This is a genomic window from Paenibacillus sp. IHB B 3415, from assembly GCF_000802655.2.
In the GTDB taxonomy this organism is placed as follows: domain Bacteria; phylum Bacillota; class Bacilli; order Paenibacillales; family Paenibacillaceae; genus Paenibacillus_AQ; species Paenibacillus_AQ phytohabitans.
Genome location: NZ_JUEI01000026.1, coordinates 34,587 through 57,384 on the forward strand (window position 1 = coordinate 34,587; position 22,798 = coordinate 57,384).

The 22,798-nt window shown below is 51.2% G+C and carries 20 protein-coding genes and 1 riboswitch; of the genes, 2 read left to right on the forward strand and 18 right to left on the reverse strand.

Features of this window, described 5'->3' with window-relative positions:
* Positions 1-89: 89 nt before the first annotated feature.
* The 16 genes from QW71_RS13890 to QW71_RS13960 all read right to left on the reverse strand — a co-directional run bounded on the left by QW71_RS13890 (position 90) and on the right by QW71_RS13960 (position 17,738).
* The gene (locus tag QW71_RS13890; RefSeq protein ID WP_052770020.1) at positions 90-899 is read right to left on the reverse strand and encodes a (2Fe-2S)-binding protein; all 810 of its coding nucleotides are present in this window, start codon (positions 897-899) and stop codon (positions 90-92) included.
* A 42-nt stretch (positions 900-941) separates the two neighbouring features.
* Positions 942-1,748 (reverse strand): ABC transporter ATP-binding protein, encoded by an 807-nt coding sequence (locus tag QW71_RS13895; RefSeq protein WP_039298947.1) that lies wholly within the window; start codon positions 1,746-1,748, stop codon positions 942-944.
* Positions 1,749-1,806: 58 nt separating this feature from the next.
* Positions 1,807-2,829, reverse strand: a complete 1,023-nt coding sequence (locus QW71_RS13900; protein WP_373604765.1) for a FecCD family ABC transporter permease — start codon at positions 2,827-2,829, stop codon at positions 1,807-1,809.
* 11 nt (positions 2,830-2,840) lie between these two features.
* Positions 2,841-3,899, reverse strand: a complete 1,059-nt coding sequence (locus QW71_RS13905) for an iron ABC transporter permease (RefSeq protein WP_039298952.1) — start codon at positions 3,897-3,899, stop codon at positions 2,841-2,843.
* 220 nt (positions 3,900-4,119) lie between these two features.
* Positions 4,120-5,133, reverse strand: a complete 1,014-nt coding sequence (locus QW71_RS13910) for an iron-hydroxamate ABC transporter substrate-binding protein (protein ID WP_083442547.1) — start codon at positions 5,131-5,133, stop codon at positions 4,120-4,122.
* 198 nt (positions 5,134-5,331) lie between these two features.
* Entirely contained in the window at positions 5,332-7,149 is a 1,818-nt protein-coding gene (locus QW71_RS13915; RefSeq protein WP_039298955.1) for an APC family permease, read from the reverse strand.
* Between the two features lie 128 nt (positions 7,150-7,277).
* Positions 7,278-7,437: riboswitch (cyclic di-AMP (ydaO/yuaA leader) on the reverse strand.
* 225 nt (positions 7,438-7,662) lie between these two features.
* Positions 7,663-8,097, reverse strand: a complete 435-nt coding sequence (locus tag QW71_RS13920; RefSeq protein WP_039298958.1) for a disulfide oxidoreductase — start codon at positions 8,095-8,097, stop codon at positions 7,663-7,665.
* A complete protein-coding gene (locus QW71_RS13925) occupies positions 8,094-8,849 on the reverse strand; it encodes a DsbA family protein (RefSeq protein WP_052770021.1) in 756 nt (251 codons plus the stop codon). Before QW71_RS13925 ends, QW71_RS13920 begins: the two co-directional genes overlap by 4 nt.
* 93 nt (positions 8,850-8,942) lie before the next feature.
* On the reverse strand, positions 8,943-10,862 hold the full coding sequence (locus QW71_RS13930; protein ID WP_052770022.1) for an ATP-binding protein: 1,920 nt from the start codon (positions 10,860-10,862) through the stop codon (positions 8,943-8,945).
* Positions 10,863-11,063: 201 nt separating this feature from the next.
* Positions 11,064-12,380 carry a hemolysin family protein gene (locus tag QW71_RS13935; RefSeq protein ID WP_039298964.1) on the reverse strand — a complete coding sequence of 439 codons (1,317 nt, stop codon included), beginning with the start codon at positions 12,378-12,380 and terminating at the stop codon, positions 11,064-11,066.
* Between the two features lie 314 nt (positions 12,381-12,694).
* Entirely contained in the window at positions 12,695-13,090 is a 396-nt protein-coding gene (gene gerQ, locus QW71_RS13940; protein WP_235441461.1) for a spore coat protein GerQ, read from the reverse strand.
* Between the two features lie 215 nt (positions 13,091-13,305).
* On the reverse strand, positions 13,306-13,728 hold the full coding sequence (locus QW71_RS13945) for a cell wall hydrolase (protein ID WP_039298967.1): 423 nt from the start codon (positions 13,726-13,728) through the stop codon (positions 13,306-13,308).
* Positions 13,729-14,021: 293 nt separating this feature from the next.
* Positions 14,022-14,414 (reverse strand): DUF2500 domain-containing protein, encoded by a 393-nt coding sequence (locus QW71_RS13950; RefSeq protein WP_039298970.1) that lies wholly within the window; start codon positions 14,412-14,414, stop codon positions 14,022-14,024.
* 227 nt (positions 14,415-14,641) lie between these two features.
* Positions 14,642-14,818 (reverse strand): hypothetical protein, encoded by a 177-nt coding sequence (locus tag QW71_RS40930; RefSeq protein WP_171715899.1) that lies wholly within the window; start codon positions 14,816-14,818, stop codon positions 14,642-14,644.
* Positions 14,819-15,031: 213 nt separating this feature from the next.
* Positions 15,032-16,324 (reverse strand): YCF48-related protein, encoded by a 1,293-nt coding sequence (locus tag QW71_RS13955; protein ID WP_047013776.1) that lies wholly within the window; start codon positions 16,322-16,324, stop codon positions 15,032-15,034.
* A 28-nt stretch (positions 16,325-16,352) separates the two neighbouring features.
* Positions 16,353-17,738: an APC family permease gene (locus QW71_RS13960; protein ID WP_039298973.1), complete on the reverse strand. Its 1,386-nt coding sequence runs from the start codon at positions 17,736-17,738 to the stop codon at positions 16,353-16,355.
* A gap of 268 nt (positions 17,739-18,006) precedes the next feature.
* Between QW71_RS13960 and QW71_RS13965 the strand changes: the two genes are divergently transcribed.
* Positions 18,007-18,930 carry an L-lactate dehydrogenase gene (locus tag QW71_RS13965; protein ID WP_039298976.1) on the forward strand — a complete coding sequence of 308 codons (924 nt, stop codon included), beginning with the start codon at positions 18,007-18,009 and terminating at the stop codon, positions 18,928-18,930.
* 373 nt (positions 18,931-19,303) lie between these two features.
* Here the strand turns inward: QW71_RS13965 and QW71_RS13970 are convergent, their stop codons facing one another.
* Positions 19,304-20,236 (reverse strand): tyrosine-type recombinase/integrase, encoded by a 933-nt coding sequence (locus QW71_RS13970; RefSeq protein ID WP_047013777.1) that lies wholly within the window; start codon positions 20,234-20,236, stop codon positions 19,304-19,306.
* A complete protein-coding gene (locus QW71_RS13975) occupies positions 20,233-21,147 on the reverse strand; it encodes a LysR family transcriptional regulator (protein ID WP_039298981.1) in 915 nt (304 codons plus the stop codon). Before QW71_RS13975 ends, QW71_RS13970 begins: the two co-directional genes overlap by 4 nt.
* Before the next feature lie 117 nt (positions 21,148-21,264).
* Between QW71_RS13975 and QW71_RS13980 the strand changes: the two genes are divergently transcribed.
* On the forward strand, positions 21,265-22,581 hold the full coding sequence (locus tag QW71_RS13980; RefSeq protein ID WP_039298984.1) for an APC family permease: 1,317 nt from the start codon (positions 21,265-21,267) through the stop codon (positions 22,579-22,581).
* Positions 22,582-22,798: the final 217 nt, after the last annotated feature.

The window sequence follows — 22,798 nt, forward strand, 5'->3', positions numbered from 1 at the left end:
TAACAACGAACAGGCTCCCTTGTCAATGACAGGAGCCTGTTTGGAAGCTGCATACAGCATTATTATGTTTCATCATTCCCGTTTATAACCTAACTCCCGGCCGCAGCGCGCTCAGAGCGGAATTCTTCCCTTCTCGCTGCACGTTCCTCTTCTTTCATCCGGGGGCAGGTATAACATAGACGGCCGCCTTCTGTCCGGTAGTACATACAGCAGCGGTTGCGCATCTGTACAGTCTGCTCCGGGTCAGCGAGCGATTCAATTCTCCGTACCTTCACATGAAACGGATTCCGGGGCATCTGGAATACTTCAGCAGACAGTTCATCTTTCAGATAGCTGTAATCTGCTTCAATCCGCTTAAGCACTGCAGGATCGGTAATTCCGGCTGCAAAGGACTCCACATAATAATTGAATTTGGACGGCATCTGTCCCCAGATCTCACCAAGTGATAAACCGCTCACCTGTGAAATACAGCGTACCAGAGGACCGGCAGTCTCTTGATAAAAGCGGGCAAACACATCATTACGCCACGCTTCCCTGCTCTGCTGCTCCTCAGGAGCCTGCTCGGTCTTCCACACGTGAAGGGAGAAGGCAATCCGGCAATATCCGTCTGCCGGAATGAGATGAATCCCCAGATTCGCTAGGCTGAGTTCAGGAACGAAGGAATATCCTGTGACTGAATACTGAACCGCAAGCGCCAGATTGGACAGATAGCCGCCGAAATATGCAGCAACCGCTTTATCGTCCAGTGCTTTCATTAACGGCCCGTAAGTGTCCACAAATGCCCTCATACCCTGCTCATGCACCAGTTCAGCCGCAGCGAAGGAGTGCAGAGCTCCCTCCGGTACCGCAGGATGCAGGTCAAACTTGGTGGTGAATTCCTTAATCAATAGTTCGTTCATTGCACTGCCCCTCTCCGCTCCACTAGCCTGCACAGCTCGCGCTTATAGTCCAGCTGCCTTGTACGCAGCCAGCTCGTAAGGAAGGCACAGCGGCACTCCGGTACGCGGATCAGGCACAATATCGGCTTCAATGCCGAATACCTCGCGCAGAACTACCGGTGTCATTACATCAACCGGCGCCCCTTCACTGATCACATTGCCGGATTTGATCGCTACCATATGCTGCGCATAACGGGATGCATGGTTCAAATCATGTACCACCATGATAATCGTCCGGCCTTCTTCTTCATTCAGCTTCTGCAGAAGCTGCAGCACCTCCAGCTGATGGGCCATATCCAGGAATGTCGTCGGTTCGTCAAGGAACAGAATATCTGTCTGCTGCGCCAAAGCCATGGCAATCCAGGCCCGTTGACGCTGTCCGCCGGAGAGCCGGTCAATCGGACGGTCATGGAACTCTGTCATACCGGTAACTTCGATTGCATTAGCAATGATGCTGCGGTCTTCAGGCGTCATGGTGCCGAAGCCCTTCTGATGCGGGTAGCGGCCGTAACCCACAAGCTCAGATACAGTCAGACCGTCAGGTGCAGTAGGATTCTGCGGCAGAATCGCCAGCTGCTTGGCCACCTCTTTGGTGGACAGGTTATGAATGGATTTGCCGTCGAGCATAACACTGCCGCTCTTCGGCTTCATGATGCGCGCCATCGTCTTCAGGATGGTCGATTTACCTGAGCCATTCGCTCCAACCAGCGCTGTAATCTTCCCTGTAGGAAGTGACAGGTTCAGCCCCTTTACAATCATTGCCTCTGCGTATCCGATACTCAGCTGTTCTGTATTCAAACGTTCCGACATGATACTCACTCCTCAGAATTTTAATTTTTGATGATAACTTAGCCTATGAATGCCTATGTTAAGCCTTAGATTTTGCCAAAAGATATAAAAAGTACGGGGCGCCGATGATCGCCACCACGATACCTGTAGGTATCTCTGTAGGCTGCAGAATCCAGCGCCCGATGGTGTCTGCGGTGAGCAGCAGCAGCGCGCCTATCAAAGCGGCTGCAGGCAGCATGATCTGATGACGCGGGCCTACAAGTCTGCGGGCGAGATGCGGTGCAATCAGTCCGACAAAGCCGATGCCTCCGCTGACCGAGACGCAGGCGCCTGCGAGAGCCACAGCAGCAGCCAAGAGCAGCAGACGTTCCCGCTCCAGCGGCAGCCCAAGTCCTTTGGAGGTCTCATCCCCCAGATTCAGTACATTTAGCACCCGGGCCTTGTAGAACGCGAAGGGCAGCAGGATCAGGATCCAGGGGAGCAGTGCCAGCACAAAGCGCCAGTCTCCGCCCCAGATTTTGCCGGCCAGCCAGATGGCTACGAACTGATAATTCTGCGGGTCCAGTCTTAACGACAGGATCAGCTGAAAAGCGTAAATGCCGGCACCCACGGCAATACCGATCAGGATCAGCCGTGTCGGCGAGAGTCCGTCGGCTCTCCGGTAGGAGAGAAAATAGATCAGCGTGGCCGTAAGCGCGGCACCTGCCAGCGCCAGCAGCGGAAGAACAAAGATGGGCCCCGCCGTGGTTGCCGGGACAAATGAAATGAAGATCAGCACTGCGAATCCCGCTCCGGCGTTGATCCCTAAGGTAGAGGGTTCAGCGAGAGCATTGCGCGACAAGCCTTGCAGAATAGATCCGGATACTGCGAAACCCGCCCCGATGAGCAGTGAGATCACTATACGCGGCAGCCGGAAATCAAACAGAATCAGCTTCTGCTGCTTCGTTCCTTCGCCGAGCAGAGTATGTAGAACATCAAGTGGTGATAAGCGCATGAAGCCGGTATTCATACTGACAATAAAAACAATGACGATAAGTGCAGCAAGCAGGGTTAGAATACCGGCTTCTCTGGTGCGGCGCGATTTCGCTGAGGGTACAGACATTGCCCTGTTCATTACAGCTCCCCCTTGCGCTTGCTGGCCAGATAGATGAAGAACGGTACGCCGATTACTGCAATCAGGGCACCTATCGGTGTTTCATAAGGCGCATTAATCATTCTCGCAGCGATATCGGCAAAGAGGATCAGCACGCTCCCGAGTACTGCAGAGCAAGGAATGATCCAGCGGTAATCCACCCCCACCAGATAACGGGTAATATGCGGAATCATTAATCCGACAAAAGCAATCGGCCCCACCGTCGAGACCGCCGCTCCGGCAAGAATGACCACAATGATCATCCCTGCGGTCTGTACCAGCCGTGTGCGCTGCCCCAGTCCTGCGGCAACATCCCTTCCCAGGCTTAACAGCGTGATGGAACGTGAGAGCACCAGCGACCCGATAAGCGCACCTGCAACCCAGGGGGACATAATCTTGAGCTGTGTCCAGTTCGCTCCGCCAATCCCGCCTGCCATCCAGAAAGCGATATCCTGGGAGAGGTGATACAGAATGGCGATGCCTTGGCTGACCGCCAGCAGCATGGCACTGACCGCCGCACCCGCTAAGGTCAGGCGTAGCGGTGTCAGCCCGCTATGGGACAGCGATCCGATGCCGAAGACTAAGAGCGATGCCACAGCCGCTCCAATGAAGCAGTAGATCATGATATACATGAAAGATAGCGAAGGCGCAAAGGCGAAAGCCAATGCCAGGCCGACACCGGCTCCGGCGTTGAGTCCCAGCAGCCCCGAATCCGCCAGCGGATTCCGGGTCATCCCCTGCATGATCGCGCCGGCAACAGCAAAACATGCACCCACCAGCGCTCCGGCCAAAGCGCGGGGGATTCGCAGTTCCCGGATGACCTGATGCTGCGCCAGCTCCGGATTGAAGCGGAAGACAGCTTCCCATACCGTAGCCAGCCGGATATCTGCCGCTCCTACCGATACAGACAACATCAGCCCGAAGACGATGGCGGCTATTCCGAGCAGCAGTATCGTAGCTGCAGCCACCGGCCGCGACTTGATGGGTTTATCCCCTGCAGCCGTAGAAGGATTGAAGTTAGAACGTGTGGATGAAACCATAAGCCGTCTCCTTAACAGGATTATTACTTGCTTCTAATTGATTATCATTCTCATTATCGCAAATATATGAATATTGTACAAGCAGATAACGCGTAATCTATGTTGGACGCCCTCATCTATCGCTCCATTTTAAAAAAGGTGCAGATCATCGTATCCGGGGATACAAGGACCTGCACACTCTCTACCGGCAAAGGCTGATTACCGGCATTTTGAACGCTGCTTATTTTACAAGACTGCTCAGAGCATCATCAATTGTTTTGGAGTTAGCTATAGGACCGCTGTACAGCCAGCTGGTTGATCTGCCAAACTCATGAACATTCCCCGCCTTAACAGCCGGAATCCCCTTCCAGATCGCGCCATCCGTAACTTCAGCAGCATCCGCTCCATCACTGTTCACAAGGATGATATGATCTGCAGTCAGCTCAGACAATTTCTCAAGTGAAATGGGATTCCACGTTGCTCTGGACTCAGCAGGAATTTCGGTAACCAGATTCGGAAGCTTCAGGCCAAGATCACCATACAGGACTGCCCCGCTGCTGCGGGTTTCATCTACTATATAGAAGTTTTTGGATACCAGCCAGAGAATGGCAACGGACTCATCGCCGATCGCAGCGGAGATTTTTGTTTTGGCATCCGCCGCTTTTTGATCATAGGCATCAATGGCTGCTTCAGCTTCAGGCGTTTTGTTCAGCAGCTCACCGATCTTGAGCAGCGATTTGCGCCAGTCTTTGCTGATCTCATCGCCGAGTACATACGTAGGTGCGATTTTGTTCAACTGGTCATACAGACCGTTCTGGACAGTGCCTTCCGATTGTACAATGGTGAAGTCCGGTGCGAAACTAGTTACGGCTTCGAGTGGAAGGTCATAGCTTATGGTTGGAATATCTTTAAGCTCAGCTGCGAGGTAATCCTGAGTGCCGTTTGTCACGGACCATTGGGCAACCGGAGTCACACCGAGTGCGACCAGGTAATCTTCCAGATAAGAAGCAAGCACACGCTGCGGGTTCGCTGGGATAGTAACTTTATGTCCCATGGCATCCGTTACTGTTTGCTCTACCGCTGGAGCTGTTGTTTCTGCCGGTGCAGTTGTAGCTTCTGCAGGTGCCGTAGTTGCGGCAGCTCCGTTATTGGCTGCATTGTTATTTCCGCACGCGGATAGTAACAACGTTGTGGTCATAAGTCCGGCCATAGCCAGCTTCATGCTCGTTGATCTTTGCAGGTTGAACGAAAACATTAAATACCCCTCCTGTATATACATTCATTATTGGTCAAAGGTGATTGTGGCCTTCGCCTCACATAAACTGATGATATTGATTCTCATTCTCTCTGTCAACTAAATTATCTGAATCCATGTAAACTCACACTACGCATAACAAAAAACGGCTATTCCCGCAAGCTGCGGAAACAACCGTTTTACATATAAAGGGTATGTCTATTTGTGCAAATGATACGGCACAGTTGCTATAACGATATCCTTCTGATTCATCAGATAAGAGCGGATGAACAAGCTGGTCTGATTATGCAGAATCGCCTGCCACCAATGCTTCGTAACAAATTGCGGAATGAGTACAGTAATATGATCTGTTGAAGCGGTTTTCCACTCCACCGTATCGATGAATTTCACCAGCGGGCGGATGATGCTACGGTAACGCGAGCGGAGTACAATCAGGCGCACCCCAGGGTTCCACTCTTCCCACTTCTGTTCCATTTTGTGAATCTCTTCTTCATCGAATCCAACATATACAGCCACCACATTCTCAGTCAATGACTTCGCATAGCTGATCGAATGCAGTACCGCGCGGGTGACACCGGCAACAGGTACAACCACCGTGCTTCCTTTAATGCAAGGTTTATCCGTAGCCGGACAAATGCGCAGCTGATCGGCAATATTCATATAATGACGGTGAATCCGGTGGAACACGATGATTACAAGCGGCAGGAAGATGAAGGCCATCCATACACTCGAGAATTTAGTAATAATGAAGATGAGCGTAATGGTTAAGGTTGTGAGCATGCCTACTGTATTCACAGCGAATTTGCTCTGCCAGCCCTTAGGCTTGGTTCTGTACCACTGGACCATCATGCCAAGCTGTGAAAGGGTAAACGGAATGAATACCCCAACGGCGTATAATGGAATCAACCCTTCGGTATTTCCGTGAAAAGCGGCTACCAGCACAGCCGACATTATGCCGAGGAAAATAATGCCGTTGGAGAATCCCAGCCGGTCTCCGCGCACCATGAAGGCATGGGGTAAATATTTGTCTTTGGCGAACATGAACGCCAGCAGCGGGAAGGCCGAATACGCTGTATTCGCCGCCAGGAACAAGATTACTGCGGTGATTCCTTGGATGAAGAAGTACAAACCGCCGCGGCCAAAGGTAGACTCGGTAATCTGTGACACAACCGTTGCTTTCTCGTCCGGCATGATACCGTACCAATATGCCAAAAGCGTAATCCCCGTGAACATAGCCCCGAGAATCAGACCCATCAGCATCAGCGTTTTAGCCGCATTTTTCTCAGCCGGTGCTTTGAAGTTAGGGATCGCATTGGAGACCGCTTCTACCCCGGTCAGTGCCGAACAGCCGGAGCTGAAGGCCTTGAGCAGAAGGAACATACTGACGTTCGATACCGCCGAGCCGATCTCAGGAACCTGGGCATGAGCACCGCCGGTTGCATACTTGAAGACTCCCGCGATAATCAGCACAAAGATGGAGACGACGAACAGATATACCGGAATGGCTATGAATGAAGCTGATTCAGTAACACCCCGCAGATTTACAATCGTTAAGAGCAGAATGACAGTAACCGCTATAAGTACACTATGATTATGAAGACCCGGGAACGCTGATGTGATCGCGTCCGTTCCCGCCGAGGCGCTTACCGCTACCGTTAGAATATAATCGACCAGCAAAGAGCCGCCGGCAAGCAGGCCGGTATGAACCCCGAGATTGGTTTTGGCGACGATATAGGCGCCCCCGCCCTGCGGATAAGCAAAAATGGTCTGCCGATAAGACAGGATTAAGATGGCCAGCAGGCCCAATACGGCTAATGCAATTGGCAATGAGTACCAGATAGCTGTGAAACCTGCGGCCACAAGTACGATTAAGATTTGTTCTGTTCCGTAGGCTACAGACGAGAGCGCATCAGAAGACAGGACAGCCAGTGCTTTCACCTTGGATAACTTTTCATGATCGAGTTCGTTCGACTTCATCGGACGCCCGATCAATAGTCGTTTTACCTTGCTTACCATTGTAGTAACAGTTCCTCTCTTTGTTAAGTTGAAACGGCAGTACCGCGCGCTGTTTTCATAAGTGGATTTCATAAATGCAGGCACAAAAATAAGCATACGGAAATGATCCGCATGCCTTGAGTGCATGGTCATTATCCCACTATTGCTTACGAGGTTAGCTGGCGGATTCGGGCTGTGGTAGCCCTACGGTTTTCGAGTCTGCTGACCCGCTTCCGATTCACCCCGTTGGCACTCGGCCAAGTTTGGTTCCCCCGTTTTTCCTTCCGGAAAATTCAGCGCATATTCAACTTCTCACAAGGACTAATATTAATCTACAATGCCTCTTCCGTAAAGCGTTGAAACAAATGAAAAAAGAATGAAAAACAACCAAAACAACCAAATCCACGATCCGGTATGTCTTGATCTTTCATTCTCTTTCATTATCCCTTTATCGCGTGATTTTACAGCATTTCTGCTTAATAATTTACACTCAATTTAAGGGAATATATACTCTTCACTCTGCCTGACGGCTTCTTACTCACCTGCATCCTCTTTACGCCCTGTCCATAGCAGAATTGTTATTAATGCGAACGCAATGAGTGCCAGCAGCGGGATGGTAATGAATCCGAAATAATTCAGATAATCCGTGTTGCACGGCACACCGATTGTACATGGAAGCACCTTGCTGAGTGCCGGAATTTTCTGCTCCGCATAATGATAGATCGAAATGCTTCCGCCTATCAAACTTAAGGGAAGGACATAAGGGATAATGCGCTTATCCCCCCGGTAAGTGGCGATTCCGAGCAAAATCAGCTGCGGGTACATAAATATCCGCTGAAACCAGCATAGCTTGCAGGGCTCATATTTCAGCACTTCACTGAGATACAGACTGCCTGCTACAGCAACAACCGAGACGAACCAGGCCAAGTAGAGACAATTCCGGCGGCAGAATGCAGAGAATTTATTCATTGTGCAGCCACAGCTTCCGCAGCTACCTGGATTTGAGCATCGATTTCCTCCATATTAAAAGGTTCATTCACCTTGACTCCATTGACAAACAGTGATGGCGTGTTGGTTATGCCGGTGTCTGTGCCAAGCTGGATATCTCTCTCCAGTTCGCTTTCGTAGGTCTTGTCTTCAATATCCTTACGCAGCAGGTCGAAGTCAATGGGCAGTTCTAATTGCTGTGCCAGACTTACCAGGAAGTCCGGTGTTGCCCACTCCACCTTTTCTTCACCCTGGTTAGCATAGATAGCATCGAAGAATTTCCAGAAAGCCTCCTGATTCTGATGGTATACGGAGAGTGCCGCAAGTGAGGCTGTTCTCGAATCCGTACCAATAAAGGCCAGGTTGACGAAGTAAAAGGCTGCTTTATCCTGATTGACATACTCCTGAACGATTTGCGGTTTAATGACCCCGGTGAACTGGGCGCAAGCCGGACATTTGTAATCGCCGAATTCAACGATTTTGACTGGAGCATCTTCTTTGCCCAGCCGTGCCATTTCACTGTAATTGAAGTCAACGGGAGCCGCAGCAGATCCTGTGGTTGAGCCGTCCTTCGAGGCCAGCATGAATAATCCTACAAAAATAATAACGACTAAAGCCACTGTACTCACGATCAGAATTCTCGTTTTCTGCTTCTGCTGCTCCTGCTCTGCCCGGCGTTTCTCCTGCTTGCTCATCTGGGGAAGCGCGACATTGTTCTTTTTCGGTTTGCTCAAAGAGAGTTCCTTTCTGTCCATAGGACTGTCGTGATAAAAGATAAGTTACTTTAAAATTATATAATTAAAGTTCTCTCCTTGGCAAACCCTACATTATACAGCTTTGGTTGCCGCAGGCACTCCGCTGTCTTCATTTTCTTGGTTGTAAATCAGCTCCGGCGATGAATCCTGTGACTGTAGTACAATTCTGAAAAAGAACTGGGTCCCGCCGCCCGGCGCCGGTTCCGCCCATATTTCTCCCTGCATAAGCTCCACCAGCTTCTTGCAAATGGCCAATCCCAGACCGGTACCGGGGTATTTACGCGTGTGGGAAGCATCCACCTGGGAAAAGGATTGGAACAGTAGCTGCAGCTTATCCGGCGGAATGCCAATGCCTGTATCATGCACTTTGAATTGCAGCGTCTGAGACGCTCCCTTCAGACCGCAGGATTCAACAGTAACTGTAACCGCTCCCGAAGGAGTGAATTTCACAGCATTGCCGATTAAATTAACCAGGATCTGACGGATCCGCGCAATGTCTCCCACGAACTTGCCGGGAAGCCCCTCTTCTACCGACAGCACAAATGACAATTGCTTGTCTCTGGTGATCACTTCGAACAGATCCATACACTCCTGCAGCAGCACAGTCAGTTGAAACGGCTCCTGGTTCAACACGAGACCATCTGCTTCCAGGCGGGAGATATCGAGAACATCACTCATTACATGGAGCAATGCCTGGCTGCTGGTACTCTGCAGCTTCAGCAGCTCCAGATGCTCGGGCTTGCTGATCTCTTCGGCCAGCAGCTGATTGATGCCGATAATTCCGTTCAGCGGTGTACGGATTTCATGGCTCATCGTCGCCAGAAACTCGCTTTTCATCCTGGCAGCACTCTCTGCCGCATCCCGGGCCTGAATCAGTTCATGCTGGTATTGCATCAGGGCAGTGACATCCTCGGCAACGATATAGACCAGCTGTTCCTTATTATGAAGCAATGGAAACACCGTTACGCTGCAGATCATCTGCTGGCCGTCTTTGGTGATAACCTTCAGCTCCAGCTTGGAGGACTTTCCTTGGGAGGCATTGCGCACAGCTTCCTTGACCGCGGCTTCATCCCTGGCACTGTACAGGATGTTCTTGAATTCCCCCAGTTCTTCTCTTCCATATCCGGTGGTATGCCGCAGGGCAGGATTGGCACTGATGATCTTCTTAAGGGCCGGATCAATACACAGCACCATATCCGGGCTATGCTCGAACAAGGCCATATAACGCTGCTCATTAAACGCTGCAAAGCGGAGCACATGCTGCCGGTCCCTATAGAGCAGGCCAAGCACAATCGTCACAATGAACAAGAAGGAACCGCCCAGAATGATGCCCAGCAGTGAATCATCCAAGAGCGGAGCGCGACCTGTATACAAGAATGAGTCAACTACTGTGAAGGATGCACCGGCCATTGCAGAATAATGTATTCCTGTGAACGCTCCGGTCAGGGTTAACACGAGCAGCAGTTTTTTGACACTAAGCATATTGTAGGCATTCTCCAGCCATTTCGGGTCGTAGGATGCAGTAATTACAGGGACAACCAGGGCGAACAGGATAGACAGGATAATGGAAAAGAACCCTTGTTCATACGTTGCCGAGAGCTTCATCGCCAGAATGCCGCTGAAATGCATGATCAGGATTCCGCTGCTGAACAGCATGCCGCCAAGTCCCAGATAGACACGGCCGCGGGTATGGGGGTTGCCAAGCATTACGAACAGCATATAAGAAGCGGCCACAGGAATGATCAGCGAGAACACAAGCAGCAGCAGATCATACGATACCGGAACTCCTATATCCATCGCCCGCATTCCGATAAAATGCATACTCCACATCCCAGTGCCCAGCACTACAGAGATAAGCAGAATATAGAGATTCCCCTTGCGGCCACGGAGCAGCCGTTCCGCCAGGTCCAGGGCTGTGAAGCACGATAGAAATGCTATAGCAATAGATAAGAGGACAAGCAGATCATTGTAATGATTCGGATGATGCTCCATAGGCCTCTCTCCTTTCATGAACTTCAAGATATTGCATTTCACCTAGTTACACTATCTTACCCTGGGCGAAACCAGTCGAATCGTAGATTGTGCCTAATGGGAAAGACAGTTTTCCCTAAGGGAAGCGCTGCCAAAACAGGAGCCCCTGAATGCAAAAAAAGCACAGCGCTGTAATAGCGCCATGCTCTTATCTTCTAGTAATTAAGCTCCGGCTTCCTCCGTCAAAAACTGCACCTTCAGCAGCTTAATCCGGGAAATCCGCTTATTATCCGTCTCTTCAACCACGAATAAATGATTGTCGAACTCCACCGTCTGGCCTTTTTGCGGAGGATTCACCTCCAGCTTGGAATACAGCCAGCCGCCAATCGTATCGTAATCATCCGTCTCCATATGGATTCCGAGCGTATCATTGATCTCCTCGATCAGCATCAGGCCGTCGATAGAGAACTCATCCTCCCCCAGCTTCTCGATGCCGGGACGTTCCTCGTCGAACTCATCCTGAATCTCTCCGACAATCTCTTCCATAATATCCTCCAGAGTAACCATTCCCGAGGTACCGCCATACTCATCAATCAGGATAGCGATTTGGGTCTTGGCACGCTGCATGACCTTGAGGAGGCTGCTAATCTGAATCGATTCGGGTACAGTCAATATCGGACGGATCAATTCGTTATACTTGGGTGCATTATCACGGATCATATCCTTGATATGAATGAAGCCGAGAATATGGTCCTTGTCTCCGTCGCAGACCGGATAACGGGTTCTCATTCCGTCAAAGGCAATTTCAAGATTCTCGTCTGTCTCCAGATGTGTGTTGAGACAGATCATTTCCGTGCGCGGAATCATAATCTCCCTGGCCATCGTGTCGGCAAATTCGAAGATATTATCCACCAGGGTCATTTCCGTGTTGTCGATCAATCCGCTTTTGTTGCTCTCCTGCATCAGAATGCGTATTTCTTCCTCCGTATGAGCTGTAGCCAGCTCCGATGCCGGCGTCAGACGGAAGATACGCAGCAGTCCGCGTGCCATTCCGTTAACCACCCAGATGAAGGGATACATCATCCGGTAAAAAACATTCATCGGACCTGCAGCAAGCAGAAGTACAGCCTCCGCTTTATTAACCGCAATGGTCTTCGGGGCAAGCTCGCCCAGTACAATATGCAGAACAGTGATGAACATAAAGGCAATGATAAGCGAAACCACAAAAACAGTTGTTTCTCCGAAGCCGAGGTTCGTAATAACCGGTCCCACAATCGTAGCAATCGCCGGTTCTCCGAGCCAGCCTAGCGCAAGCGAGGCAAGTGTTATGCCAAGCTGACAGGCCGACAGATAACCATCCAGATTATGAACGATCTTTCTTGCTGCAGGGGCTCTCTTGCTGCCTTCCTCAATCAGTGAATCGATGCGCCCGCTGCGCACCTTCACCATCGCATACTCAACCGAAACAAAAAAACCGTTAAGCAGCACAATCAAAATAATAAGACCTACATTTAATATACCGGGTAAAGGGTCGCTCAATTTATACTCCTATCCGCCGTTTCCTGTGCAGGCGGATAGGCCCACCTCCTTCGTTTGTTCAAAATGTCAGACTGGATCATGCCAGCTGTTCCTTTCCGTATCAATTTCCCAATGCCTTCATCTCCTGTACATAAATCACGGATTATAAATAATACTTTTATTATATAAATATATTAGGTGAAACAGCAAGCATGCGTGTCCCCTCGAAAAATACAGCATATGTGCGCACGGTAGCAAAAGAAACGGCTGACCGCCTTCAAACAAAGGTGGACAGCCGTTTTTGCGTTATTCTATGGATAAATGGCCAGAAAGGCTTATCGGCAGCTCCGTACAACCGCCGGATTTCCGATAACTCCCGGATATTGATAGACAAGCGGCTCTTCAAAGGTGGCATAATCGAAATTTACCATCAGCAGCACAACCCGCTGTCCGGTCGCCCGGTCGCTGATAATCAGATGGTCGCGGCCGGCAGCTTCAAGCACTCCGGTGTAGACCTTGGCGTTCCAGTCTTTGTTATTCTCATAGGTGAAGTAGAAGGTGCCGACCTTGCCAAGGTTGAGGCGGAAGATGTTCTCCACATAAGACTGTTCGAACACCGGTGCAGTTGTTGAGACCACGGTTCCGGCTGGCGTCATGGGGCTGCCGCTGGTGACCTGTGGCGGCATGCTGCCCATAGTACCCATAGTACCCATAGTACCCATGGTGCCCATGTTTCCGATGCTTCCCTTATTGCTCATGGCACCCATAGTATTCATCGGGCCCATGCCGTTCATGTTGTTCATATTGTTCATGTTGTTCATGTTGTTCATATTGCTCATGCCACCTGCTGGGTTGCTGCCCATCGTATAAGTAACGGGACGGTAGGGTTGAACGATCATTTACGAATAACCTCCTAGAATTTGGATTAGCATTTACTTAAGCGTACCTAGAATAATGACGGACAATCTACCTGGGTCGGAGTGAAGAAGCAGTGTGCCTTGTAGCGGCCGGTGTTCTGCTGATTGTACCAGTTGGCCGGACAAGCCCCGACAGGCCGGAAGAACCACAGCGCATTTGATGCAGGCCAAGTTCTTTCCCCGGCGATAGCGCGTTTTGCCAAACGGATGTCGGCCTCCCTTGCACGCTGATAGAAGTACCCCTTCTGCGGGGCTTCAAAGCCGCCCGGGCTCTGGAACACCATATCATTCACACTGCGGATGTTGTTGAAGTCCAGACAGTTGCCGAGGATCCGGTTGACCCCGACATTACCGACCATCAGCATGCCTGACTCCCCATCCTCTTCGGCCTCGGCCCGCATCAGCCGCGCAAGCACCCTTACATCCTCCGAGTTCGTTTTGATGACGGCCACGCGTTCTCCTCCTTGTAATCACTTCATTGACAGTTATGGAACAAAGCTGTAACGCCAAGCATCCGTTGTTCTTTACTGCTCGCTGTATTGTATGTGCATTCGCCTAAGAGGTGACAGTCCCCGCCCAATTTCCTGCGGGTCTGCAGCAATACTTTTGTATACCGTGAATACCTGCATTGAGCCGAGGGGCCAAACACAACCCAAATACCCCCTTGCACCGCTGACGGTAACAAGGAGGTGCTGCTGAACGCTTTTCAAATAATCATCATACTATCAATGAACTAGCCTGTTCACTACTCCGCTGTGGAGTAGTGCGGGCGCCGCTGAAAGCCATGATACCTTGTACCCTGATACGTCAGCACCCCCCTGTCCCCTTCAGCACTCATGCCATATTCTTGGCCATCCACCTTGAACTCTCTCCGGACGCCATCCTCCGCTTCATATGTCAGGTAATAGGTTGTGCTGGTACGGCTGCTCTCATCCTGTGCCTGCTGCTGGCGGACTTCGCTGCGCTTGCTGACAATGCGGGCGGGTATGGACTGCAGGGGGGCATTATTGTTCCGGCTCCACTGAAGCATTCCTCTGCCTGCAGACACAGCGATAATCCCCACGACTACAGCGAGGAATATCGGCAATACCGTTCCTGTAAAATCAAACATCCAGGATGGATCCGGTCCCGTTCCCATGGTCTCTTCCCCCTTGTTCCCATCTGGTTAGATTTCCTGCCCTTTGCAGGTCTTCTCTACATGTATATGCCTCTTCCCTTCAAGACAGCATAACAAATGTGTAACAACCCCGGCTGCTCCGGAAGAATCTTCACTTGCGATGATGACAGCACGCCAAAAAGACCACCTAAATCCCCGTATATCCGGGAACTTAAATGGTCTTCATTATACCAAGAGAGGCGGTCACATTAAGCATGTACGAGATCTAGCAATTGTCTGGTTTCGCTTGTTTCTTCCGGCAGCATACCGTTGTCCGCCCAGCAAGCTCTGCATTGTTCTTCCGTTTCACACAGGTGAGCATCGTCACAGTTGTAGCACAATTGCAGCAGGTTTCTTGTCATATAATCCGTTTCAAATGTTTTCATAATAATCTCTCCTATTCGGGATGAAAGTTTGTGAAAAAATGAACTTGTTCTCTATGTGTTAAATATATCACAGGACTGAAAGTTTGTCATGTGATTTTTTTCACATTTTTAAAGAAAATTTTAAATAAGTTTTTTCCTTATATTAAGAGGGCTTTGCGGCCGTATTCTCAAAAGAAAAGGCTGCCCGCCAATGCGGACAACCTCTTAATTACCTTACATGACCCGCCAGCTCACTCCGCCATTCGTAGTCTGCAGCAGGATAGATCTGCGGTCTTCTTCTTTCTGGATCAGCAGCCAGCCTACATCATCCGAGATGAATTGCAGCTTCACTACTTCCGGATATTCAAGCAGCTTGGACTGCAGTACACTGCTGGCCGGAAGTGCCCTCCAGGTCTGTCCCTGATTCATCGTCTTGTACAAAAGGTTCCCCTCTAAAGACCAGCCCGCCTGCGAGCTGAGGAATTCAGGTGCCACATGCCGGTTAATTCCCGTCAACGCCGGCCGGCTGAAGTTGATAAACTTCCAGTTCTCTCCCCCGTTTGCAGTGAAATAGCCGTTGTAGGTCATGCTGGCCTCTTTCTCTTTTTGACACCCTACAGACAGCCATCCGCTTGTATGATCCGTACCGAAGAATTCAGGCTCACCGGCAATGACCCGGTCACAGCCTCCAAAGCTCTCGTTGACCAGAAATTCAGATCCTGCCGCCCAGGTTGCTCCGCCGTCTTTGGTGACATAGATCTTAGGCAGTGCCCCGGTCTGCAGCGTTACGAATCCACGGCTCCCGTCCTTAAATATCATTCCAGTCGTAACGCCCGGCAGTGGAATTGTATTGTTAGGCAGATTCGGATTATACTGTTCATTCTGCATGACCAGGGCCCAGGTTGCCCCGCCGTCCTGCGTAGCATACAAGGCTTTGCTCTCTTTGGTGGAGCTGGCATCCCAGGAAGTCATCACCCAGCCATGGGACGGTGAACTGAAGTAGAACGAAGACAAGGTGTTGGTGTCAGGAAAAGCAGAAACTTTCCAGGTGTGTCCCCCATCTGTTGTGCGCAGCACCACGGTCTCGGTCGTGCCGAAAGAGCTTCGTATAATCCAGCCGTTGCTTGGATCGGTGAAGAAGATCTCTTTGCCATACACCGGGTTGCTCAGAAACTGCACAGTCGTAGCCGGCGAGATATTGGCCCAGGTTTTGCCGTTATCGAGGGTCATATACATGCGCAGCTCATTTTTGGTGACGCCCCAGGCTATTCCCGCTGACGGGTTAAGCAGCCTGAAGTCTGTCAGCCGGGTCTGAATCTGATATTTCGGGGCATTCTCATTATCAACGTTCTTGGCATCCGGTGTGATGACCGTAATCATCTGCCCTTCTTCCGGCGCTTCCGTCGGCTGCGGGGGCTGGGAAGGCTCGGGAGCGGGAGCAGAAGAACAAGCCGAGAGAATAAGTAAGGTCAGGAGAAGCAGCAGCACCCTTCTCAGAACCTTGTAACCTGAAGCTGTGGATGACAATGCTCTCTCTCCTCTTCCCGTTAATCCGTTATTTCTTCGTATTTAAATTACTGCGTTTGTATCCATACAGACCATAGATTAGCAGTCCTACCGCAAGCCAGATCAGGAAGCCCATCCAAGTTTCTCTTCCCAGATTATACATTAGATAACCGCAGGTTGCCGCACTAAGGAGCGGAATAAACGGAACCCAGGGAACCTTGAAGCCTCTTCTGAGATCCGTTTTCGTACGGCGGAGCACAATAACACCCAGCGAAACCACCAGGAAGGCGAATAAGGTTCCGATACTGGTCAGATTGGCCAGCCGGTCAAGCGGGACGAAGCCGGTAAGAACAGCAATCAGTCCGCCGACCATCCATGTGCTGCGCACCGGCGTATGTGTTTTGGGGCTGACCTTGGACAAGCTCTGCGGCAGCAATCCGTCACGGGAAATGGCAAACAGCAGACGGGTCTGACCGAACAGCATTACGAGCAGCACGGTTGTCATCCCGGCAATCGCACCTACAGAGATCAGACCGGCGATCATATTCTGGTCAACGAACCGCAGGGCGAACGATACCGGATCACTTACATTGAGGTTCTGATAAGGCACGATCCCCGTAAGTACTAAGGATACAGCGATATAGAGCACGGTACAGATCGCAAGCGACGAGATAATACCGATCGGCAGATCACGCTGCGGACGCTTCACTTCTTCGGCAGCAGTCGAAATGGCATCAAATCCGATATAGGCAAAAAATACGGTTGCCGCACCATTCACCACACCATGGAAACCAAACGGCAGGAATGGCGTCCAGTTCTCCGGCTTCACATAGAATATACCGGTGACGATAAACAGCAGCACCACCGAGATTTTGATCACAACCATCACTGCATTGAAACGGGCGGTCTCCTTGACCCCTCGTGTCAGCAGGTAAGAGATAAGCAGGATAATGACAACTGCGGGTAAATTAATAATGGTCCCTTTATCTGCATTATACGCCCCTGACAAAGCGGTGGGCAAATGAATGCCGAAGCCTTCCAGCAGTCCCTGGAAATAACCGGACCACCCGCTGCTTACCGCCGCTGCGGCTACGCCGTATTCAAGCACCAGATCCCAGCCGAGAATCCAGGCCAGCAGTTCACCGAAGGCGACATAGCTGTATGCATAAGCGCTGCCCGATACGGGCAGTGTGGAAGCAAATTCGGAGTAACACAGTGCGGACAACACACAGGCAAAGCCGGCGATGATGAAGGAAAGCACAAGTCCCGGTCCGGCATGCTCCGCAGCAGCCACTCCCGTCATTACAAAAATTCCGGTGCCGATAATGGCCCCTACACCGAGCATGGTCAGATCTATTGCGCCCAGTGTCTTGCTAAGTTTCTCCGCCCCGGTATTCTGGGGAATAGCCAGCGGTTTTTTGCGGAATAAATCCATTCTGAAATTCGCTCCTGTCAAGTGATTGAGTGGATAATAAGAAATACATTGTTAGCATGCCCGTTTTGGGGTAATGGATTAAAAGCGGACAGCTTGAAAACACTATCCCTAGAGATTATGATGGATAAGATTGGACCGCAAGTGGAAACGGCTTTGCCTTCCTTCTATAGGACGGTACCGTTTCAGCGAGAAATATAAGGATGAATGATGGTGTTTAACACATAAACCCCTTATATTTCAAAATTCGAAAGCTGGAGGAGATCTAACAATGGCCCCATTTAAGCCCAATCGTGTCGTAGTGATCGGCACCGGTGCAGTCGGAACCACGACAGCCTATACGCTGCTGCTGCGTAAGCGCATGCCCGAACTAGTACTCATCGATGTGAACCATCAGAAGGCGCTTGGTGAAGCGCTGGATATGAACCATGGCATGCCATTTGTCGGCGGTGTGAAGCTGTGGGCCGGCACCTATGAGGACTGCAAGGAAGCGGACATCATCATCGTCACTGCCGGAGCCTCCCAGAAGCCTGGTGAAACCCGGATCGACCTGCTGCGCAAGAACATCTCGATCTTCAAAGATATCATCCAAAAAATCACGAAATACAATCATCACGCTATCCTGCTGATTGCCACAAATCCGGTCGATATTCTGTCCTATGCCACCTTGAAGATCAGCGGCTTCGACCGCAGACGGGTTATCGGTTCCGGTACTGTACTGGACAGCGCCCGCTTCCGTTATCTGATTGGGCTTCATAAGGAAATCGATCCGCGCAGTATTCATGGACAAATCATCGGTGAACATGGCGATTCCGAGCTGCCGGTCTGGAGTCTCGCCAATGTCGCGGGAATTGATCTGGGCTTCGATGAAGCCGAACGTGATGAGATCTTCGAGGACACCAAGAATGCCGCCTACGAGATCATAGATGCCAAGGGCTCTACCTCCTATGCAATCGCACTGGCACTGGACCGGATTGTTGCTTCCATCCTCAACAATGAAGGCTCCGTCCTGAATGTCTCCACACTGCTGAACAACTACAACGGCGTGTCAGATGTATTCCTCGGCGCTCCGTGTGTTGTAGACCGTTCCGGCGTGCGTGAAGTACTTGATCTTCCGCTCAGTGACGAAGAACAGCTTCTGTTCCAGCAATCCGCCGATAAGCTCAAAAGTGAGATTGCCAAGCTGGAGCTGTAATCTCCGCGCATAGACAAGCCTGGCCCCCCGCCAATCCTCTGTGGATTGGCGGCTATTTTACTTATAGGAAGGGATTCAAGATTCAGACTCTACTTCTTCTCCAGCCCGCCTTACCATCAGACGTGCGAAGACGCGTTAACCAATTAAAGTCAGAAATGCTGTCCAGCTTATCAATTTCTTTTATCCATGGTCTAATCGTGTGTCTACGACTTCGAGGCTTGTCCCTCTCCGCCTTATACCCTGAATAATAACCCCTTCTCATGGTAGCAATTCAAGGCGGTGTTGTCATTATAAAAATGCACATTCCGTGTGATTTATGCGTTATGTTTTGAACAAAAGTTCATAGTGTGTATTGAGGCTGTTAGCCCCAGGTTCACGAGTCACCGCTGCCTGTCTTATACGGCATGCCGATCTGCAGTCTGGACATAGCTTCTTCCTTCTCACGGCTCGTAATATGTGTGTATACAGTTGTCGTCTGGATCGAGGAATGGCCCAGCAGCTCCTGCACCGTACGCAGATCCGCTCCCTTGCGCAGCAGCATGGTGGCAAAGGAGTGCCGCAGCTTATGGCTGGAGTACGGCCGGCGCTGGGATGAAGGCACTTCACTCTGGAAGCGGCTGAATGTATCCGCAGCAATCCCTTGGATGCCGCGGATGGAGAGCCGGCGGCCTTTTTGCGAGATGAACATCGCCTCCTCCTTGCTGTGCCAAGGATTAAGGCGGTCGGTCAGCGCCTGGTCAAGATACGGGGCAATATCCTCAGGAACCGGGACGTTGCGCCATTTGCGTCCTTTGCCGAAGACACGCAGCGAACGTCTCTCTACATTATAATCACTCTGATTCAGCGTATGTACTTCCCCTACCCGCAGCCCCATATACGACATCAGCAAAAAAACAGCCAGATTGCGGCTTCTGTATTTGCCGTCTACCGCTGACAGAAACCGCTGCAGGTCTTGTTCATCCAGATAGACCGGCTCACGGTTTTTTTCGGTTTTGGACTTCTTGATTCCGGCGGCCGGATTAATATTCAGCAGCTCCAGCTCCGTCAGTGCCTTGAAGAGGCAGCTTATTGAGGCATGCTTGCGGTTACGTGTCGCATCACTTACCCCGCGTTCCCGTACAGAAGTCAGATAGGAGACAACCTGCAGTTTTTTAACAGTACCCAGCTCCCGTCCATTAAGACTGCCCAGAAATTCCCGTGTATCAGCAAGATAGGATTTCTGGGTATATGCTGTGTAGCCGGCGTCCTTCATCCAGATCAGAAAGGCATCCAGCTCTTCTTCATATTCAAGCTCCGGCTCATTCATGCCCTGTGCTCCTCCTCTTCCCTCCACATTACAGCATGCTTCTGCACCGTTCCAAGAAACTCACTTAACGCTGGGGATTTCCACTTTTTGCTGTGATATGCAATTTGGGTCGCCACCCGCTGGGATTCATCATTCCAGTTCAGCCGGCCCAGCTTGCCTTCCGCCAATTCTCTGCGTACCGTAATCAGTGGCAGGAATGAGATGCCGAGTCCAGCCATTACGCACTGCTTAATCGCTTCAATGCTCCAGAACTCCAGATTCGGATCGGGGAATACCCCATGGCTGTTCAGATGCCGCTCGAATAGGGTGCGGTAGGTGCAGCCTGTTTCCGTATGCAGAATCGTTACATTTTTAAGATGCAGCGGTTCTACTTCTTCCAATTCCAGCAGCGGGTGATCGAGCGGAGCGACCAGCGTCATGGCTTCATGGATCAGCGTGTCACAGTACATCTCCTTGTACTCCGTCTCCGGTTGGAGAAGAAAGGCTAGATCAAGCTCACCTGAGCGGACGAATTCCGTCAGCTCCCAGCAGGCTCCCGGCTTCAGTGTAATCTGCACCTGCGGATGCCGGCTGCGGAATTCCTTAATAATCCCCGGGAGGCGGAAGGCTGCTAAAGATTCAGGTGCACCAATCCGCAGCGAACCGGATATTTCCGTCTCCGACCGCAGGGCGTTCTCGGCCATCGTGTGCATCTTGGAGATTTCCTGGGCATACGGCAGGAGGCGGCGGCCGGCATCGGTGAGAATGATCTTTTTGCTGATCCGGTCAAACAGGGGCTGCTCAAGTTCTGCCTCCAGCGCCTGAATCTGTGCGGTAATGCTGGACTGGGCGTAATCAAGCTTCTGGGCTGCGCGGGTAAAGCTGCCGGTCTCAACTACAACGAGAAAGGTGAACAGATGCTTAGACTCCATAGTGCCTCCTTCAACCTATCGGTTATTCGAATGGATTCCATTCGATAATTCCGTTTTTCCAATGGATCTATTATCTGATACTCTATATTTAAATACAAGGAAAGCGGGACTATTTATATGAAGGAAAATAAATCATTACAACGGAATATCGGGATGCCGCAGGCTATTGCCCTGTACATAGGAGCCGTCCTCGGCTCAGGTGTGTTAATCGTACCCGGACTGGCAGCGGAGATGGCTGGACCCGCTTCGCTGCTGGCCTGGGGATTCATGACCCTGCTGATTCTCCCGCTTGCGCTGTCCATGGGTCTGCTGTCGGCCAAATTCCCTAATGCCGGTGGGGTATCCCACTTTGTCACCCTGGCCTTCGGCCCGAAGGAAGGCGCACTGGTCGGCTGGTTCTTCCTCATGTCCGTGCCGATTGGCGGTCCTGTCGCTGCACTGACCGGTGCGGGATATATGACAGCCTCCATGGGCTGGGGCGATTCGGCCCGAATTGCTATCGCTGCAGGGATGCTGGCCATTGGACTGATTACCAACTGGATCGGTATGAAGGTTGCCGGTAAAGTACAAATCGCCGTGGTTATCGCGATTGTTGCCGTACTGGTCTTCTCTTTTGCTGCGGCTCTGCCAAGAATGGAGAGTATACACTTCACCCCATTTGTTCCGCATGGCTGGAAGAGTGTCGGGCAGGCGGCGGCGATTCTCTTCTGGTGCTTCATCGGCTGGGAGGCCGTCTCGCATCTGTCTGAAGAATTCAAGGACCCGCAGCGCGCTGCAGTCAAGGGTGTTACCATCGCTGCGGTCATTGTCGGTATCCTCTATTTCCTCTCGGCACTCGCCACTGTCGGTACGCAGAGCTATCTGCGCGGAGGTGCCGACTCTTCGCTGGTCTGGATCATCAGCCAGCCGCTTGGAGCCTGGGGCGGTTTCATTGCCGGACTCACCGGACTCTTCATCTGTACGGCGACGATCATCGCCTACTCAAGCGCTGCATCACGCGTAGCTTACGCCTTGTCACGGCAGGGATATGCCCCGAAATGGATGGGCCGCTTATCCCACCGGTATCAGACACCTGTGGGAGCGATCGGCTTCCTGACCCTCTGCTTCATAGCAGTGTTATCGCTCTACGGCAGCGGCCTGCTCTCGATTACGACACTGATTAAATTCCCCAATGCCACCTTTATCCTCACCTATATTGGCGGGTGTGCTGCAGGAATCCGCCTCTTGCGGGGCAGCCGGGCAGGCGTAACGATCAGTTGGATTTCTTTTGCCGCTACAGTAGCCGTGTTTCCGTTTACAGGCTGGGCGATAATGTATCCGCTGCTGATCACACTGTTGTTTGCTCTGGTGGATTATTTAAGACAGGGACGTAAACGTGCAGGGAATAATCCTGTAGCTAGCGATGCTGAAGAAATTTCCCGGCGCGCATTATAAGAACGCTTATAAGAAACAGGCTGCACTCCTCCTTATTTGGAGGATGCAGAAACGTGCAGGGAATAATCCTGTAGCTAGCGATGCTGAAGAAATTTCCCGGCGCGCATTATAAGAACGCTTATAAGAAACAGGCTGCACTCCTCCTTATTTGGAGGATGCAGCCTGTTTATCTATATGAGCGGCGGAGTTACTAGCCCCTGACCAGGGGCTTCCGTTC

Excerpts from the sequence above, each read along its gene's own strand:
- QW71_RS13890 (WP_052770020.1), bottom strand. The coding sequence starts at position 899 with ATGAACGAACTATTGATTAAGGAATTCACCACCAAGTTTGACCTGCAT.
- QW71_RS13895 (WP_039298947.1), bottom strand. The coding sequence starts at position 1,748 with ATGTCGGAACGTTTGAATACAGAACAGCTGAGTATCGGATACGCAGAG.
- QW71_RS13900 (WP_373604765.1), bottom strand. The coding sequence starts at position 2,829 with ATGTCTGTACCCTCAGCGAAATCGCGCCGCACCAGAGAAGCCGGTATT.
- QW71_RS13905 (WP_039298952.1), bottom strand. The coding sequence starts at position 3,899 with ATGGTTTCATCCACACGTTCTAACTTCAATCCTTCTACGGCTGCAGGG.
- QW71_RS13910 (WP_083442547.1), bottom strand. The coding sequence starts at position 5,133 with ATGTTTTCGTTCAACCTGCAAAGATCAACGAGCATGAAGCTGGCTATG.
- QW71_RS13915 (WP_039298955.1), bottom strand. The coding sequence starts at position 7,149 with ATGGTAAGCAAGGTAAAACGACTATTGATCGGGCGTCCGATGAAGTCG.
- QW71_RS13920 (WP_039298958.1), bottom strand. The coding sequence starts at position 8,097 with ATGAATAAATTCTCTGCATTCTGCCGCCGGAATTGTCTCTACTTGGCC.
- QW71_RS13930 (WP_052770022.1), bottom strand. The coding sequence starts at position 10,862 with ATGGAGCATCATCCGAATCATTACAATGATCTGCTTGTCCTCTTATCT.
- gerQ (WP_235441461.1), bottom strand. The coding sequence starts at position 13,090 with ATGGGCACCATGGGTACTATGGGTACTATGGGTACTATGGGCAGCATG.
- QW71_RS13950 (WP_039298970.1), bottom strand. The coding sequence starts at position 14,414 with ATGGGAACGGGACCGGATCCATCCTGGATGTTTGATTTTACAGGAACG.
- QW71_RS40930 (WP_171715899.1), bottom strand. The coding sequence starts at position 14,818 with ATGAAAACATTTGAAACGGATTATATGACAAGAAACCTGCTGCAATTG.
- QW71_RS13960 (WP_039298973.1), bottom strand. The coding sequence starts at position 17,738 with ATGGATTTATTCCGCAAAAAACCGCTGGCTATTCCCCAGAATACCGGG.
- QW71_RS13965 (WP_039298976.1), top strand. The coding sequence starts at position 18,007 with ATGGCCCCATTTAAGCCCAATCGTGTCGTAGTGATCGGCACCGGTGCA.
- QW71_RS13970 (WP_047013777.1), bottom strand. The coding sequence starts at position 20,236 with ATGAATGAGCCGGAGCTTGAATATGAAGAAGAGCTGGATGCCTTTCTG.
- QW71_RS13975 (WP_039298981.1), bottom strand. The coding sequence starts at position 21,147 with ATGGAGTCTAAGCATCTGTTCACCTTTCTCGTTGTAGTTGAGACCGGC.
- QW71_RS13980 (WP_039298984.1), top strand. The coding sequence starts at position 21,265 with ATGAAGGAAAATAAATCATTACAACGGAATATCGGGATGCCGCAGGCT.